We start from the raw sequence: 15489 nt of genomic DNA on the forward strand, positions 1-15489 counted from the left end.
AGTTACGGAGCCATCCCATGTTCAAGGTCCTCGCCTCCACCTGGCCGCTGCTGCTGGGCGTCATGCTGCTGATGGTGGGCAACGGGGTGCAGGCCTCGCTGCTGGGCATCCGCGGCGCGATCGAGGGGTTCAGCACCACGCAGCTTGCGGTGGTGACCTCGGCCTATTTCGCGGGCTTCCTGATCGGCTCGCAGATCGTGCCGGGCATGATCCGGCGCGTCGGCCATGTCCGGGTCTTTGCTGCGCTCGGCTCGATGATCTCGGCGGTTCTCGTGGTCTATCCCGTGCTGCCGGACTGGATGGTCTGGACCGCGCTTCGGGTGCTGATCGGCTTCAGCTTTTCGGGCGTCTACATCACCGCGGAAAGTTGGCTGAACAACACCGCGACCAACCAGACCCGGGGGCAGGCGATGTCGGCCTACATGATGGTGCAGATGCTGGGCATCATCGCAAGCCAGGCGCTCCTGAACGCGGCCGATCCCTCGGGCTTCACGCTGTTCGTGATCCCCTCGGTCCTCGTGTCGCTCGCCTTCATGCCGATCCTGCTGACCGCCACGCCGACGCCCACCTTCGAGACGACCCGCCGGCTGTCGTTCCGGGAACTGTTCCGGATCTCGCCGCTCGGCGTCATCGGGATGCTGCTGACCGGGGCGATCTTCTCGGCGATGTTCGGCATGGCCTCGGTCTGGGGCACGCTGGCCGAGCTTTCGGTGCGCGAGATCTCGATCTTCATCGGCGCGATCTACGTGGGCGGCCTGCTGCTGCAATATCCGATCGGCTGGGCCTCCGACCGGATGGACCGGCGGCAGCTGATCCTCGGGCTGGCCGTGGTGGCGGGGCTGCTGATGGCGGCGACCGTGGCACTTCAGCCGCCGTTCTGGGGGCTGATAGGCGTGGCGCTGCTGCTGGGCGGGATCACCAACCCGGTCTATTCCCTGCTGATCGCCTATACCAACGACTTCCTCGGCAAGGAGGACATGGCGGCGGCCTCGGCGGGGATGCTGTTCATGAACGGGCTGGGCGCGATCTGTGGTCCGCTGGTGACCGGCTGGATCATGGAGCGCGCCGGCCCCGGCGGGTTCTTCGTCTTCATCGGGCTGCTCTACGGCGGGCTTGCGCTCTATGCCGGGTGGCGCATGACGCAGCGCGCGGCGCCGGCCGTGGCCGACACCGGCGCCTTCGCCAGCGTCGCGCCCACCGCCTCGTCGATCGCGGTGGGCATGGTGATGGAGCGGGGACAGGAGACCGCCGACTGACCGGCTTGCCGCTGTTGCCCTGACCTGTCAGGCTGGGAGCCCTGACAGCAGGAGGCGGGACATGGCGGACGATCCGGTGGCGGTGCTCGACTTCTGGCTGGGCGAGATCGGCCCCGAGGGCTGGTATGCCGTCGATGCCGCCGTCGATCAGGAGATCCGGGACAGGTTCGGCGACCTCTGGCAGGCGGCCCGCGATGGCGGTCTCGAACACTGGTGCGAGGGCACGGTCGGAAGCCTCGCCTTCCTGATCCTGACCGACCAGTTCCCGCGCAACATGTTCCGCGGCGAGGCCCTGGCCTTCGCGACCGATCCTCTGGCGCGCGAGGCCGCGCGGAAGGCGATCGCGGCCGGCTGGGATCTCGGCGCGCCGGAACCCGAGCGGCAGTTCTTCTACCTGCCGCTTGAACATTCGGAAGCCCCCGAGGATCAGGCGACCGCCGTGCGGATGTTCGAGGAGCGGATGCCCGAGACCGGCGCCGAGGGGCTGCTGCATGCCCATGCCCATGCCGCGATCATCGCCCGCTTCGGCCGCTTTCCGTTCCGCAACGCCGCCCTGGGCCGGGCTTCCACGCCCGAGGAAGAGGATTTCCTGTCGGCCGGCGCCTATGCAGCCGAGGTGCGCCGGCTGCGCGGATGAGGTGTCGTTGCATGGTGGGAAAAGATGGTTTAAGGCCAAACTAATTTTCCAGGGAGGCGAGGATGCCCGCGAGAACTTTCGATCTGATCGTGATCGGTGCCGGCCCGGGGGGCTATGTCTGTGCGATCCGCGCGGCGCAGCTGGGCCTGAACGTCGCCATCGTCGAGCGGGAGAGCCTCGGCGGGATCTGCCTGAACTGGGGCTGCATCCCCACGAAGGCCATGCTGCGCTCGGCCGAGGTGTTCCACCTGATGCACCGCGCGAAGGAGTTCGGGCTGAGGGCGGAGAACCTGGGCTACGATCTCGACGCGGTGGTCAAACGCTCGCGCGGGGTGGCGAAGCAGCTGTCCTCGGGCGTGGCGCACCTGATGAAGAAGAACAAGGTGACGGTGGTGATGGGCGAGGCCACGATCCCCGCCGCCGGCCGCGTGAGCGTGAAGACCGACAAGGGCGCCGAGGATCTGGAGGCTGCCTCCATCGTCATCGCGACCGGCGCGCGGGCCCGCGAACTGCCGGGGCTGGAGGCCGACGGCGACCTCGTCTGGACCTACCGTCACGCGCTGGAGCCGAAGCGGATGCCGAAGAAGCTGCTGGTGATCGGCTCGGGCGCCATCGGGATCGAATTCGCGAGCTTCTTCAACACGCTGGGCGCCGACACCACCGTGGTCGAGGTGATGGAGCGCATCCTGCCGGTGGAAGATGCCGAGGTCTCGGCCTTCGCGAAGAAGGCCTTCCTCAAGCAGGGGATGAAGATCCTCGAGCAAGCCACTGTCCGGAAACTGGATCGCGCCCCCGGCAAGGTCACGGCCCATGTCGAGTCGGCCGGCAAGACCGAGACGATGGAATTCGACACTGTGATCTCGGCCGTGGGCATCGTCGGCAACACCGAGGGGCTGGGGCTCGAGGCACTGGGCGTCACCGTGGACCGCACCCATGTCGTGACCGACGAGTTCTGCCGGACGGGGGTCGAGGGCCTTTTCGCCATCGGCGACATCGCAGGCGCGCCTTGGCTGGCGCACAAGGCCAGCCACGAGGGCGTGATGGTGGCCGAGCTGATCGCGGGCGGCCATCCGCATCCGATCAAGCCGGGCTCCATCGCCGGCTGCACCTATTGCCAGCCGCAGGTGGCCAGCGTCGGCCTGACCGAGGCGAAGGCGAAGGAAAAGGGCTACGAGGTCAGGGTGGGCCGCTTCCCCTTCATCGGCAACGGCAAGGCCATTGCGCTCGGCGAGGCCGAGGGCTTCGTCAAGACCGTCTTCGACGCGAAGACCGGCGAACTGCTGGGTGCCCACATGATCGGCGCCGAGGTGACCGAACTGATCCAGGGCTATGTCGTCGGCCGCGCGCTGGAAACCACCGAGGCGGAGCTGATGGAGGCGGTCTTCCCGCACCCGACCCTGTCCGAGATGATGCACGAATCCGTCCTCGACGCCTACGGACGGGCGCTGCATTTCTGAGGACGGGCTGCGCGTGATGCGCGCTTCGCCCATGCTGCAGGTGGTGGTGCTCTGGCTGGCGGGCCTGGGCGCCGCCGCGCAGTTCTCGAAGGTCGGCGTGATCTTCGAGCACATCGCCCGGGTCTATCCTGCCGCGGGCGAGGTCGCACTCGGCCTCGTCGTGTCCATCGTGGGCTTTGCCGGGCTGCTGTTCGGCACGACCGCCGGGCTTCTGGTGCAGCGCCTGGGATACCGTCGGGTGCTGGTGACGGCGATGGCAGCGGGCACCATCCTGTCCTGCCTGCAGGCGCTGCTGCCGCCGCTGCCGGTGATGCTGGCGCTGCGGGCCATCGAGGGCGTGGCGCACCTGGCCATCGTGGTTGCGGCGCCGGTGATGATCGCCCAGACCGCGCCGGCGGCCCGGCAGGGGCTGGCCATGACGCTGTGGTCGAGCTTCTTTGCCGTCTCCTTCGCCTTCACCGCCTGGATCGGCCGGCCGCTGGTCGCGGCCTTCGGCATTCCGCCGCTGTTCCTGATCCATGCGCTCTACATGGCGGGCTGCGCGCTTCTGCTGCGCGCCCTTCTGCCGGCGGATACGCCGGAGCGGCCGTCGAGACTGGCGCTCGGCACGCTCGTCCGCCAGCACGGCGAGATCTACGCCTCGGCCCGGGTCGCGGCCCCCGCCATCGGCTTCTTCTGCTATACGCTGGTCTACGTCGCGCTGCTCACGCTGCTGCCGCCGATGACGGACCATGCGGGCCTCCTCGCCTCGGCAATGCCGCTCACCTCGATTGCCGTGTCGATGACGCTGGGGGTCTGGCTGCTGGGGCGGGTGACGGCCGTGTCGATGGTGCAGGGCGGCTTCGCGGGGGCCATTGTCGCGATGCTGCTGCTCTGGACGGTCTGGGGGCACCAGCCGGCCATGCTGGCGGCGGCGCTGCTTCTGGCCGGGGCGCTCGGGCTGGTGCAGGGCGCCTCGTTTGCGGCGATCCCGCAACTTAACCCCGACCGCGAGGGCCGGACCCGCGCGGCGGGTGCGGTGGCGCAGCTGGGAAACCTCGGCACCACCAGCGGGACACCGCTGCTGGCGGCGCTTCTCGCCGCGCAGGGTCTGCCGGGGCTGGTGCTGTTCATCATCCTGCCCGCCGCCGCAGGGATCGGGCTGCATCAGTGGCTTTCCGCCCGCCGCAGGGCCAACGCCTGAAAAATTCCCTGCCATCGCGCGGAAGTTCATCCTATGTTCACTATCGGCGGTTGGAGACTCGGCCGCCTTCCACTATCTCTGCCCTCCGGACAATCAGAGGCATGGGCGATGGCCGAACAGAAGTTCATCTCGGTGCGGGGCGCGCGCGAGCACAATCTCAAGGGCGTCGACATCGACATCCCCCGCGACCGGCTGGTGGTGATCACGGGCCTCTCGGGGTCGGGCAAGTCCAGCCTTGCCTTTGACACGATCTATGCCGAGGGACAGCGCCGCTACGTGGAAAGCCTGAGCGCCTATGCCCGGCAGTTCCTCGACATGATGGGCAAGCCGGACGTGGACCATATCTCGGGCCTCTCGCCGGCCATCTCGATCGAGCAGAAGACGACCTCGAAGAACCCGCGCTCGACCGTGGGCACGGTGACCGAGATCTACGACTACATGCGCCTGCTCTGGGCCCGGGTCGGCACGCCATATTCGCCGGCGACCGGGCTGCCCATCGCGGCGCAGCAGGTGCAGGACATGGTGGATGCGGTCATGGCGATGCCCGAGGGCACGCGCGGCTACCTGCTGGCCCCCATCGTCCGCGACCGCAAGGGCGAATATCGCAAGGAATTCCTGGAGCTGCGCAAGCAGGGCTTCCAGCGGGTGAAGGTGAACGGCGCCTTCCATGAGCTGGACGATCCGCCAGTGCTGGACAAGAAGTTCCGCCACGACATCGACGTGGTGGTGGACCGGATCATCGTGCGCGGGGGCATCGAGACCCGCCTTGCCGACAGCTTCCGCACGGCGCTGAACCTCGCCGACGGCATCGCAATCTTCGAGACCGCGCCGGCGGAGGGCGAGGGCGAGCCGGTGCGCACCACCTTCTCGGAAAAGTTCGCCTGCCCGGTCTCGGGCTTCACCATCCCCGAGATCGAGCCCCGGCTGTTCTCGTTCAACGCGCCGTTCGGCGCCTGCCCGGACTGCGACGGGCTGGGGGGAGAGCTGTTCTTCGACGAGCGTCTGGTGGTGCCGGATCAGGGGCTGACACTGGCACAGGGCGCCATTGCCCCGTGGGCGAAGTCGAAGTCGCCCTATTACAGCCAGACCATCGAGGCGCTGGCCAAGCACTACGGCTTCGACCGGAAGAAGAAGTGGAAGGACCTGCCCGAGACCGTGCGCGAGGTGTTCCTGCGCGGCTCGGGCGACGAGGAGATCTCGTTCCGCTATGACGAAGGCGCGCGGATCTATACCGTCAGCCGCACCTTCGAGGGCGTTATCCCGAACATGGAGCGCCGCTACCGCGAGACCGACTCGGCCTGGGTGCGCGAGGAGTTCGAGCGCTACCAGAACAGCCGGCCCTGCCACACCTGCGGCGGCTACCGGCTGAAGCCCGAGGCGCTGGCGGTCAAGATCGGCGGCCTGCACATCGGTCAGGTGGTGCAGATGTCGATCAAGGAGGCCTTCGCCTGGGTCGAGACGGTGCCGGGCACCCTCACCGTGCAGAAGAACGAGATCGCCCGCGCGATCCTGAAGGAGATCCGCGAGCGGCTTGGATTCCTTGTCAATGTGGGCCTCGACTACCTGTCGATGAGCCGCGCGGCGGGCACGCTTTCGGGCGGCGAGAGCCAGCGGATCCGGCTGGCGAGCCAGATCGGCTCGGGGCTGACGGGCGTGCTCTATGTGCTGGACGAGCCCTCGATCGGGCTGCACCAGCGCGACAACGACCGATTGCTCACGACGCTGAAGAACCTGCGCGACCAGGGCAACTCGGTCCTGGTGGTGGAACATGACGAGGATGCGATCCGCGAGGCGGACTATGTCTTCGACATCGGTCCCGGCGCCGGGGTGCACGGCGGGCAGGTGGTGGCGAAGGGCACGCCGGCCGAGATCGCGGCCGATCCTGCAAGCCTGACAGGGCAGTATCTGTCGGGCACGCGCGAGATTCCGGTCCCGGCCGAGCGGCGGGCGGGCAACGGCAAGACGCTGACCGTCGTCAAGGCCTCGGGCAACAACCTGAGGGACGTGACGGTGGAGTTTCCGCTGGGCAGGTTCGTCTGCGTGACGGGTGTCTCGGGCGGCGGGAAATCGACGCTGACCATCGAGACGCTCTACAAGACTGCCGCGATGCGGCTGAACGGCGCGCGCGAGACGCCGGCGCCCTGCGAGACGATCAAGGGGTTCGAGCATCTCGACAAGGTGATCGACATCGACCAGCGGCCGATCGGGCGGACGCCGCGGTCGAACCCGGCCACCTATACCGGCGCCTTCACCCCGATCCGCGACTGGTTCGCGGGCCTGCCCGAGGCCAAGGCGCGCGGCTACCAGCCGGGGCGCTTCTCGTTCAACGTGAAGGGCGGACGCTGCGAGGCCTGCCAGGGCGACGGCGTCATCAAGATCGAGATGCACTTCCTGCCCGACGTCTATGTGACCTGCGAGACCTGCAAGGGCCATCGCTACAACCGAGAGACCTTGGAAATCAGGTTCAAGGGCAAGAGCATAGCGGACGTTCTTGAGATGACGGTCGAGGATGCGCAGGAGTTCTTCCAGGCGGTGCCCTCGATCCGCGAGAAGATGGACGCGCTGATGCGGGTGGGCCTTGGCTACATCAAGGTGGGCCAGCAGGCGACGACGCTGTCGGGCGGCGAGGCGCAACGGGTGAAGCTCTCGAAGGAGCTGAGCCGCCGTGCGACGGGGCGGACGCTCTACATCCTGGACGAGCCGACGACGGGGCTGCATTTCGAGGATGTGAAGAAGCTGCTGGAAGTGCTGCACGAGCTTGTCGATCAGGGCAACACGGTGGTGGTGATCGAGCACAACCTCGACGTGGTGAAGACCGCCGACTGGATCATCGATATCGGGCCGGAGGGTGGCGACGGCGGCGGAGCGGTGGTGGCCGAAGGCACGCCGGAGGAGGTGGCGAAGGTCGAGGCCTCGCACACCGGGCGCTATCTGCGCGACATGCTGAAGCCGAAGCGTCTGGCCGCCGAATAGGCCCTGCTCCGAGGGTGCGACGCTCGGGGGCATCGAGCCCCCTCGCGCCGCGCTGCCGCGGACGGAACCGGAGCCGGTCCGTCCGCCTCTGGCGGGGTCAGCCCTTCGTCGGGCAGGTGTTGATGCCGACGATGGAATAGAGCGGGCAGGTCGAGAACAGCCCGGTCAGAAGCGGGACGATGCCGATCAGCAGGAACATGCGATAGCTGGCCTCGGGCAGCAGGAAGAAGCCCGCAAGCAGTGCGAGGCCCACCACGATGCGGAGGATGCGGTCGATGCCGCCGACGTTGGTCTTGAACATGGCGTAACCCTTTTCCCTTGGAACCACCCCGGCGCGCGGGGCATGGCACGAGGTTAACCGGATGCGCCGGGCGCCGTCTGTGACCTCGTCACCCTTGTCACTCGGCGCCGTCGGCTGCAGCGATGCGCCGCAAGGCGCCGGTGTCCAGCAGGCGCACGCGGCCGCGGTCGGTCCGGACCCAGCCGCGGCGCGCGAACTGGTCGAGTCGTCGGGACACGACCTCGCGCGCCGAGCCGATGCGGGTGGCGAGATCGGCCTGAGTGGCGGTGACCTCGCCCGCCTCGGCCATGGACAGGAGCGTGCTGGCCAGCCGGCTCTCGACGCGCTGGAAGGCCACCCGTTCCAGCACGTGCATCATGGTCTGCATCCGCATGGCGAAGGCGGTGAAGACGAAGCTGCGGAAGGCGGCGCTGTCGTCCATCAGCCGCAGGAACAGCGGCTTGGGGATCACCACCGCCGTCACATCGGTCGCGGCGATCGCCTCGCCCGTGTAGTGCTCGCCGCCCATCAGGCCCAGCGTGGTCTGCACGCAGCTCTGCCCCGGTTCGACGGCATAGAGCAGGATCTCGCGCCCCGTGGGGCCGGTGAGGAAGACCTCGACCCGTCCCTGCAGCACCACGACGAAGCCCTGCGCCGCGTCGCCGGGGCGGAACATCAGCGTGCCACGGGGAACCGCGACAGGCCGCAGCGCCTCGAGGCGGCTGCGGGCGTCGGGGGAGAGGTCGGACAGTCCGGGGGCGTCGGTCCAGGTCATGGCGGCTCCTGCAACGGTCACCTCCATGTCTGGCAGGCGCGGCACGAGGTCAAGACCGCGGGCGCCGCGACCTTCGGGCGCAAGGGCGGCCGGGTGCACCCCGGCCGCCGCTCTGTCTCAGTCCATTGCCTTGAAGTTGAAGGCCGAGCCTTCCTTGATCCCGCTCGGCCAGCGCGAGGTGATGGTCTTGGTCCGCGTGTAGAAGCGGAAGGCATCCGGCCCGTGCTGGTTCAGGTCGCCGAAGGCCGATTTCTTCCAGCCGCCGAAGGTATGGTAGGCAAGCGGCACCGGGATCGGCACGTTGATCCCGATCATGCCCACGTTCACCCGGTTGGCGAAGTCGCGCGCCGCATCGCCGTCGCGGGTGAAGATTGCCGTGCCGTTGCCATATTCGTGATGCATCGCAAGGCCCAGCGCCTCTTCGTAAGAGGCTGCTCGGACGGTCGAGAGCACCGGGCCGAAGATCTCCTTGCGGTAGATGTCCATCTCGGGGCGGACATGGTCGAAGAGGTGGGGGCCGACGAAGAAGCCGGTCTCGTAGCCCTGCAGCGCGAAGTTGCGCCCGTCGACCACCAGCTTCGCACCCTGTTCAATTCCCGAATTGACCAGGCGCAGGATGTTTTCCTTGGCCGCCGCGGTCACCACCGGGCCGTAATCCACGTCGTTGCCGCCGGTATAGGGCCCGACCTTCAGCTTCTCGATCCGCGGGATCAGCCGCTCGATCAGCGCGTCGGCGGTCTCGTCACCCACCGGCACCGCGACCGAGATCGCCATGCAGCGTTCGCCCGCAGCGCCGTAGCCGGCACCCACCAGCGCATCCGCCGCCTGATCCAGATCGGCGTCGGGCATGATGATCATGTGGTTCTTGGCGCCGCCGAAGCACTGCACGCGCTTGCCGTTCGCACAGCCGCGGGAATAGATGTATTCCGCGATCGGGGTGGATCCGACGAAGCCGACCGCCTGGATCGTGTGGTTGTCGAGGATGGCGTCCACCGCCTCCTTGTCGCCGTTCACGACCTGCAGGACGCCATCGGGCAGGCCGGCCTCCTGGAAGATCTCGGCCAGCATCAGCGGCACCGAGGGGTCGCGCTCGGAGGGCTTCAGGATGAAGGCGTTGCCCGCGGCCAGCGCCGGGCCCATCTTCCACAGCGGGATCATCGCCGGGAAGTTGAACGGAGTGATGCCCGCGGCCACGCCCAGCGGCTGGCGCATGGAATACATGTCGATGCCGGGGCCTGCGCTGTCGGTGAACTCGCCCTTCAGCAGGTGCGGCGCGCCGATGCAGAACTCGATCACCTCGAGGCCGCGCTGCACGTCCCCCTTGGCGTCGGGCAGGGTCTTGCCGTGCTCGCGGCTCAGCGCCTCGGCCAGCTTGTCCATGTCACGGTTCAGAAGGCGGACCACCTCCATCATCACGCGGGCGCGGCGCTGCGGGTTCGTGGCGCCCCATTTCACCTGCGCCTCGGCGGCCGAGGCCACGGCGGCGTCGAGTTCGCCCTTCGAGGCCAGCGGCACCCGGGCCTGCACCTCGCCGGTGGCCGGGTTGAAGACCTCGGCGAAGCGGCCCGAGGAGCCCTTGACGTGCTTGCCGTCGATCCAGTGGGTCAGCTCTTGCATGGAATCCTCCCTTGGTGTGGCGGCAGGATAGGCTTGCGTTTTTGCCGGATAAAGCGGCAAGTCTCCAAAAGCGTTTTGCGGAAATGCAGGCATGGACTGGGATGATCTGCGGGTGTTCCTTGCAGTGGCGCGGGCCGAGAGCCTGTCGGGGGCGGGCAAGGTGCTGAAGCTCGACCCGGCGACGGTCGGGCGACGGGTGGCGCGGCTCGAGGAGGCGCTGGGGGCGCGGCTGTTTGCCAAGAGCCCGCAGGGCTATGCGCTGACCGAAGCGGGGCAGCGCGTGCTTGCCCATGCGGAACGGGCGGAAGGCGCGATGGTGGCGGCGGCCGAGGAGGTGCAGGGCGCGGCCGGCCTCACCGGCCAGATCCGCATCGGCGCGCCGGACGGCTGCGCGAACTACCTGCTGCCGCAGGTGCTGGCCCGGATCTGCGAGGAGAACCCGGGGCTGGAGATGCAGATCGTCGCGCTGCCGCGGGTGTTCAACCTGTCCAAGCGCGAGGCCGACATGGCGATCGGGGTCAGCCGTCCCGAGGCCGGGCGGCTTCGCGTGCAGAAGCTGGCTACCTATCATCTGCATCTGGCCGCCAGCCGGGACTATCTGGCGCGCCACCCGCCGATCCGGTCGCTCGACGATCTCCGGCAGCACCGTCTGGTCGGCTACATCCCCGACATGATCTTCGACAAGGAACTCGACTACCTGACCGGCCTCGGCTCCGGCTCGGTGCCCTTCGCCTCGAATTCGGTGTCGGTGCAGCTCAATTGGCTGCGCGCCGGGGCGGGCGTCGGCATCGTGCACGATTTCGCCATGCCCTCGGCGCCGGAACTGGTGAAGGTCCTGACGGAAAGTCTCAGTCTGACGCGGACCTTCTGGCTGATCCGGCATCAGGACGATGCGCGGATGGAACGGCTGAACCGGTTCGCCGAGGCCCTTGCACAGGGCATTCGCCGCGAGGTCCTACGTCTGGAGGGCATGACTCGCCCGCAAATTGCGTTAGACTGACTCTCGGATGGAGAATTCGGGAGGAGGCCCGCCAATGCTCGTTCAACAGATCCTGAAGACGAAGTCGGATGACGGTGTGGTGACGGTTCCACCGGACATGAGCGTCGGCAAGATGGTCGAACTGCTCGGCGCGCGCCGGATCGGCGCGGTCGTGGTCTCGCGGGATGGCAAGCGGCCCGAGGGGATGGTGTCGGAACGCGACATCGTCCGGGAACTCGGGCGCCGCGGGCTGACGATCCTCGCGGACCGGGTCGAGACGATCATGACGGCGAAGATCGTCACCTGCACCTGCGCCGACGACGCCGAGGCGGTGATGCAGATGATGACCGAGGGCCGGTTCCGGCACCTTCCGGTGATGGCCGAGGACGAGATGGTGGGCCTCATCTCGATCGGCGACGTGGTGAAGGCGCGGCTGTCGGAACTGTCGATGGAGAAGGACGCGCTGGAAGGCATGATCAAGGGATTCTGACGCGCTTTTTGGGGCTTGCATCCCGGGACGCGATGCGTTTGCGTTCCCTCGACCAATTGGGGGAGGCATCATGCGCATCGGACTTTATCCCGGCACCTTCGATCCGCTGACCCTCGGGCATCTGGACATCATCCAGCGCGCCATGGCGCTGGTCGACCGTCTGGTGATCGGCGTCGCGATCAACCGGGACAAGGGGCCGCTGTTCACGCTCGAGGAACGTGTGCGCATGGTCGAGACCGAATGCCGGGCCATCGTCGCCGCCAACGGGGGCGAGATCGTGGTGCATCCATTCGAGAACCTGCTGATCGACTGCGCGCGCGACGTAGGCGCCACGGTGATCCTGCGCGGCCTGCGGGCGGTGGCGGATTTCGAATACGAGTTCCAGATGGTTGGCATGAACCGCGCGCTCGACGCCGGGATCGAGACGGTCTTCCTGATGGCGGATGCCCGCCGTCAGGCCATTGCCTCCAAGCTGGTGAAGGAGATCGCCCGGCTCGGCGGCGACGTCTCGAGCTTTGTCACGCCCGAGGTCGGCGCCGCATTGATCGCCAAGTATCGCTAGCTTCGGCCGGCAGGGGCCACCGGTCGCGCCCGGCCGGCGCAGGCCCTGCAGAGAAGGGCTGACCGCAGGCGGCACCACTCCTGGGTTGTCTGTCCGGAACTGGTCAGGGCCAAAGACGCGAGGACAGGATCAGCCCCAGATCGCCCGGCGCGCGGTGGCGTCGACGTCGTGGATGTCGAGATCGACCAGCGTGCTGGCCGGCAGGCGGGCAAGCGCGGCCCGGGTGGTGCGATAGCGCGCCTGATTGCGGGCGGCCGTCAGGATCGGCTGGAACAGGGTCTTCATGATTTGGGTCCTTTGGTTGGTCGCTTTCCTCCTCGGGCTCTAATTGCACCCTGAGGACGGCGCCAACAACCGCCAAGCCCGCCCTGCTGCCATGCAGCATGCGCAAGGGCCGCAAAGGAAAGGGGCGGCCCGCAGGCCGCCCCTTCGATCCCCGGCTGGGTCCGAACTCAGATGAGCTTGCCCATCGCGACGGCGGTATCCGCCATCCGGTTCGAGAAGCCCCACTCGTTGTCGTACCAGGTCAGGATGCGGACCATGTTGCCTTCCATGACCTTGGTCTGGTCCATGTGGAAGATCGACGAGTGCGGATCGTGGTTGAAGTCCGACGAGACGTTCGGCGCGTCCGTATAGCCGAGGATGCCCTTCAGGCGGCCGTCGGCGGCCTCGCGGATCGCGGCGTTGACTTCTTCCACCGTGGTCGCGCGGCTCGCTTCGAACACGAGGTCCACCACCGAGACGTTCGGCGTCGGAACGCGGATCGCCACGCCGTCCAGCTTGCCCTTCAGTTCCGGCAGCACGAGGCCCACGGCCTTGGCGGCGCCGGTCGAGGTCGGGATCATGCTCAGCGCCGCGGCGCGCGCGCGGTAGAGATCCTTGTGCATCGTGTCCAGCGTCGGTTGGTCGCCGGTGTAGCTGTGGATCGTGGTCATGAAGCCCTTGGTGATGCCCACGGCCTGATGCAGCACCTGCGCCACCGGCGACAGGCAGTTCGTGGTGCAGGAGGCGTTCGACACCACCAGATCCTCGGCGGTCAGCGTGTCATGGTTCACGCCGTAGACGATGGTCTTGTCCGCGCCGGTCGAGGGCGCCGAGACCAGCACGCGCTTGGCACCGTTCTCGAGGTGGATCTTGGCCTTGTCCTTGTCCGTGAAGATGCCGGTGCATTCCATCACGATGTCGATGTGGCCCCAGGGAAGCTCGGCCGGGTTGCGGATCGCCGAGACTTCGATCGGGCCGCGGCCGACGTCGATGGTCTTCTCGGTGGTGGTCACCGTGGCGGGGAAGCGGCCGTGAACCGAATCGAAGCGCAGCAGGTGCGCGTTGGTCTCGACCGGGCCGAGGTCGTTGATCGCCACCACCTCGATATCGGTCCGGCCCGATTCGACGATGGCGCGAAGCACGTTGCGCCCGATCCGGCCGAAGCCGTTGATAGCCACTTTCACGGTCATAGAGCTCTCCCAAGATTGGCGGGGGCGCCGCGCGAGTCGCGCGCTCCCGGACGGTCTGTAGGCTAACGACCCCAGAACGGCGCGCAATTCAACCAAAGAAAGGAGGAATTCGGCACCATAAGCTCGGATATCGCACAGGCTGCGACAGTTTGCGCAGTAGTAACGGCGTGCCCGTGGCCCCGACGAGGCAGGGATCCGGCGCAAGGACCGCGGCGTCGGGACCAAAGGCCCTGCGATCGGTCATGCGCAGGCGCGGCGAGGCTTTCGGCAGCCCGGTCGGACGCGCGCCCGGCAGGACGCTCCGGCGCGGCGCGGCCGGGCCGGCTGCGATGCACAAGGGTCGGGCAAAGTTGCGGTGCGACCCATGGGCTTGCCGAGGGAACGCCCCATCTGCCAGAAGGTTGACGGCAGGAACAGATGCAGGGATCAGGACATGAGCGGCTTGCTGGCGCTTCTCGACGATGTGGCCTCGATCGCCAAGGTGGCGGCGGCGTCGGTGGACGACGTGATCGGCCAGGCGACGAAGGCCGGGGCCAAGGCCGCGGGGGCGGTGATCGACGATGCGGCGGTGACGCCGAAATACGTCCACGGCTTCGACGCCTCGCGCGAGTTGCCGATCGTGTGGCGCATCGCCAAGGGGTCGCTGTTCAACAAGCTGGTGATCCTGCTGCCGGCGGCGCTGCTGCTGTCGGCCTTCGCGCCTTGGGCCGTGGCGCCGCTTCTGATGCTGGGAGGCGCCTATCTCTGCTTCGAGGGGGCCGAGAAGGTCTATCACATCTTCGCGCCACACCATCACGAGGACAAGGCGACCGAAGGCGACCCCGCCCATCTCGAGGAGGAGAAGGTCGCGGGCGCCATCAAGACCGACTTCATCCTGTCGGCCGAGATCATGACCATCGCGCTTGCGGCCCTGCCGGACGGCCATATCGGCATGAAGGCGGCGGCCCTTGCGGCGGCGGGCGTGGGCATCACGGTGCTGGTCTATGGCGGCGTGGCGGCCATCGTGAAGGCCGACGACGTGGGTGTGTTCATGAGCCTCAGGGGCCGGTTCGCACCGACGCGCGCGCTCGGCCGCGGGATCGTGCACGGGATGCCGACCTTCCTCAAGGCGCTGGCGGCGGTCGGCACGGCGGCGATGATCTGGGTGGGCGGCGCCATCGTGATCCACGGCCTCGAACAGCTGGGCTGGGGCTGGCTCTACCACCACATCCACGAGATCGCCGTGGCGGCCGCGGCGGCGGTGCCGCAGGCCCCCGGCCTTGTCGACTGGGCGGTGACCGCGGCGCTCGACGGGCTCTTCGGTCTGCTGCTCGGCATCGCGCTCATTCCGGTCGCGAAATGGATCGTCGCGCCGGTCTGGGGGCTGGTGTCCCGGCTGAAGCCCGGAACCTCGGCCCGCGGCTGAGGGTTCTGCCGGCAGCAATCAGGGAGCTGCCGATGGACCGCCAGGAATTCGAAGCATGGGAACGCCGCGTCGCCGATCGCGCCGAGCGGCTGTGGGACGGGGCGGGACGCCCCGAGGGCGGTGCGGCTCCCTTCATGGATCGCGCGCGCGAGCTGCTCGCGATCGAGGAGAACCCGCATGCCACAACCCGGCCGCTGGACGAGACCGATCCCGACGGCGAACCGATCGAGGCGGTGGAGAACCAGGGCGAGTTCCCGACCCTGACCGATCAGGGCGAGGAGCGCACCTACCCCCAGCGGGCCGGCGAACCCGACTGGAAGTGATCCCTCGGACCTGCGGTCCCCGACCGCTGTGGCGCAATCCGCGGCGAGCCGGCGAACCCGACCGGAAGGGGACCCTCGATCCCGCCGCCCTCGAGGGT

At 67.9% G+C, this 15489-nt stretch carries 15 protein-coding genes; 10 read left to right on the top strand and 5 right to left on the bottom strand.

Annotated features, from left to right (window positions below):
* Nucleotides 1-17 precede the first annotated feature (17 nt).
* The 5 genes from CK951_RS07800 (at nt 18) to uvrA (ending at nt 7506) form a co-directional block, all read left to right on the top strand.
* On the top strand, nt 18-1256 hold the full coding sequence (locus CK951_RS07800; RefSeq protein WP_096785612.1) for an MFS transporter: 1239 nt from the start codon (nt 18-20) through the stop codon (nt 1254-1256).
* A gap of 61 nt (nt 1257-1317) precedes the next feature.
* Entirely contained in the window at nt 1318-1893 is a 576-nt protein-coding gene (locus tag CK951_RS07805; protein WP_096785613.1) for a DUF924 family protein, read from the top strand.
* Between the two features lie 62 nt (nt 1894-1955).
* The gene (gene lpdA, locus CK951_RS07810; protein ID WP_096785614.1) at nt 1956-3350 is read left to right on the top strand and encodes a dihydrolipoyl dehydrogenase; all 1395 of its coding nucleotides are present in this window, start codon (nt 1956-1958) and stop codon (nt 3348-3350) included.
* A 16-nt stretch (nt 3351-3366) separates the two neighbouring features.
* On the top strand, nt 3367-4533 hold the full coding sequence (locus CK951_RS07815) for an MFS transporter (RefSeq protein ID WP_096785615.1): 1167 nt from the start codon (nt 3367-3369) through the stop codon (nt 4531-4533).
* A 108-nt stretch (nt 4534-4641) separates the two neighbouring features.
* Nucleotides 4642-7506, top strand: coding sequence for an excinuclease ABC subunit UvrA (gene uvrA / locus CK951_RS07820; RefSeq protein ID WP_096785616.1), 2865 nt, complete (start codon nt 4642-4644; stop codon nt 7504-7506).
* A 97-nt stretch (nt 7507-7603) separates the two neighbouring features.
* On the opposite strand, the gene CK951_RS07825 is transcribed toward uvrA, so the two are convergent.
* The 3 genes from CK951_RS07825 to CK951_RS07835 all read right to left on the bottom strand — a co-directional run bounded on the left by CK951_RS07825 (nt 7604) and on the right by CK951_RS07835 (nt 10178).
* On the bottom strand, nt 7604-7807 hold the full coding sequence (locus CK951_RS07825; protein WP_096785617.1) for a DUF2892 domain-containing protein: 204 nt from the start codon (nt 7805-7807) through the stop codon (nt 7604-7606).
* Between the two features lie 97 nt (nt 7808-7904).
* Nucleotides 7905-8561, bottom strand: a complete 657-nt coding sequence (locus CK951_RS07830) for a Crp/Fnr family transcriptional regulator (RefSeq protein ID WP_096785618.1) — start codon at nt 8559-8561, stop codon at nt 7905-7907.
* Nucleotides 8562-8678: 117 nt separating this feature from the next.
* Nucleotides 8679-10178: a CoA-acylating methylmalonate-semialdehyde dehydrogenase gene (locus CK951_RS07835; protein WP_096785619.1), complete on the bottom strand. Its 1500-nt coding sequence runs from the start codon at nt 10176-10178 to the stop codon at nt 8679-8681.
* A gap of 91 nt (nt 10179-10269) precedes the next feature.
* On the opposite strand from CK951_RS07835, the gene CK951_RS07840 reads away from it, so the two are divergent.
* The 3 genes from CK951_RS07840 (at nt 10270) to coaD (ending at nt 12209) form a co-directional block, all read left to right on the top strand.
* Nucleotides 10270-11178, top strand: a complete 909-nt coding sequence (locus CK951_RS07840) for a LysR family transcriptional regulator (protein ID WP_096785620.1) — start codon at nt 10270-10272, stop codon at nt 11176-11178.
* 34 nt (nt 11179-11212) lie between these two features.
* Nucleotides 11213-11647 carry a CBS domain-containing protein gene (locus CK951_RS07845; RefSeq protein WP_096785621.1) on the top strand — a complete coding sequence of 145 codons (435 nt, stop codon included), beginning with the start codon at nt 11213-11215 and terminating at the stop codon, nt 11645-11647.
* A gap of 70 nt (nt 11648-11717) precedes the next feature.
* Nucleotides 11718-12209, top strand: a complete 492-nt coding sequence (coaD, locus tag CK951_RS07850) for a pantetheine-phosphate adenylyltransferase (protein ID WP_096785622.1) — start codon at nt 11718-11720, stop codon at nt 12207-12209.
* Nucleotides 12210-12338: 129 nt separating this feature from the next.
* Here the strand turns inward: coaD and CK951_RS07855 are convergent, their stop codons facing one another.
* Nucleotides 12339-12494 carry a DUF1127 domain-containing protein gene (locus CK951_RS07855; protein ID WP_096785623.1) on the bottom strand — a complete coding sequence of 52 codons (156 nt, stop codon included), beginning with the start codon at nt 12492-12494 and terminating at the stop codon, nt 12339-12341.
* 167 nt (nt 12495-12661) lie between these two features.
* On the bottom strand, nt 12662-13663 hold the full coding sequence (gap, locus tag CK951_RS07860; protein ID WP_096785624.1) for a type I glyceraldehyde-3-phosphate dehydrogenase: 1002 nt from the start codon (nt 13661-13663) through the stop codon (nt 12662-12664).
* Nucleotides 13664-14096: 433 nt separating this feature from the next.
* On the opposite strand from gap, the gene CK951_RS07865 reads away from it, so the two are divergent.
* Nucleotides 14097-15068, top strand: coding sequence for a DUF808 domain-containing protein (locus CK951_RS07865; RefSeq protein ID WP_096785625.1), 972 nt, complete (start codon nt 14097-14099; stop codon nt 15066-15068).
* A 32-nt stretch (nt 15069-15100) separates the two neighbouring features.
* On the top strand, nt 15101-15391 hold the full coding sequence (locus CK951_RS07870; protein WP_096785626.1) for a hypothetical protein: 291 nt from the start codon (nt 15101-15103) through the stop codon (nt 15389-15391).
* Nucleotides 15392-15489: the final 98 nt, after the last annotated feature.

The organism is Rhodobacter sp. CZR27 (assembly GCF_002407205.1).
Lineage (GTDB): Bacteria > Pseudomonadota > Alphaproteobacteria > Rhodobacterales > Rhodobacteraceae > Cereibacter_A.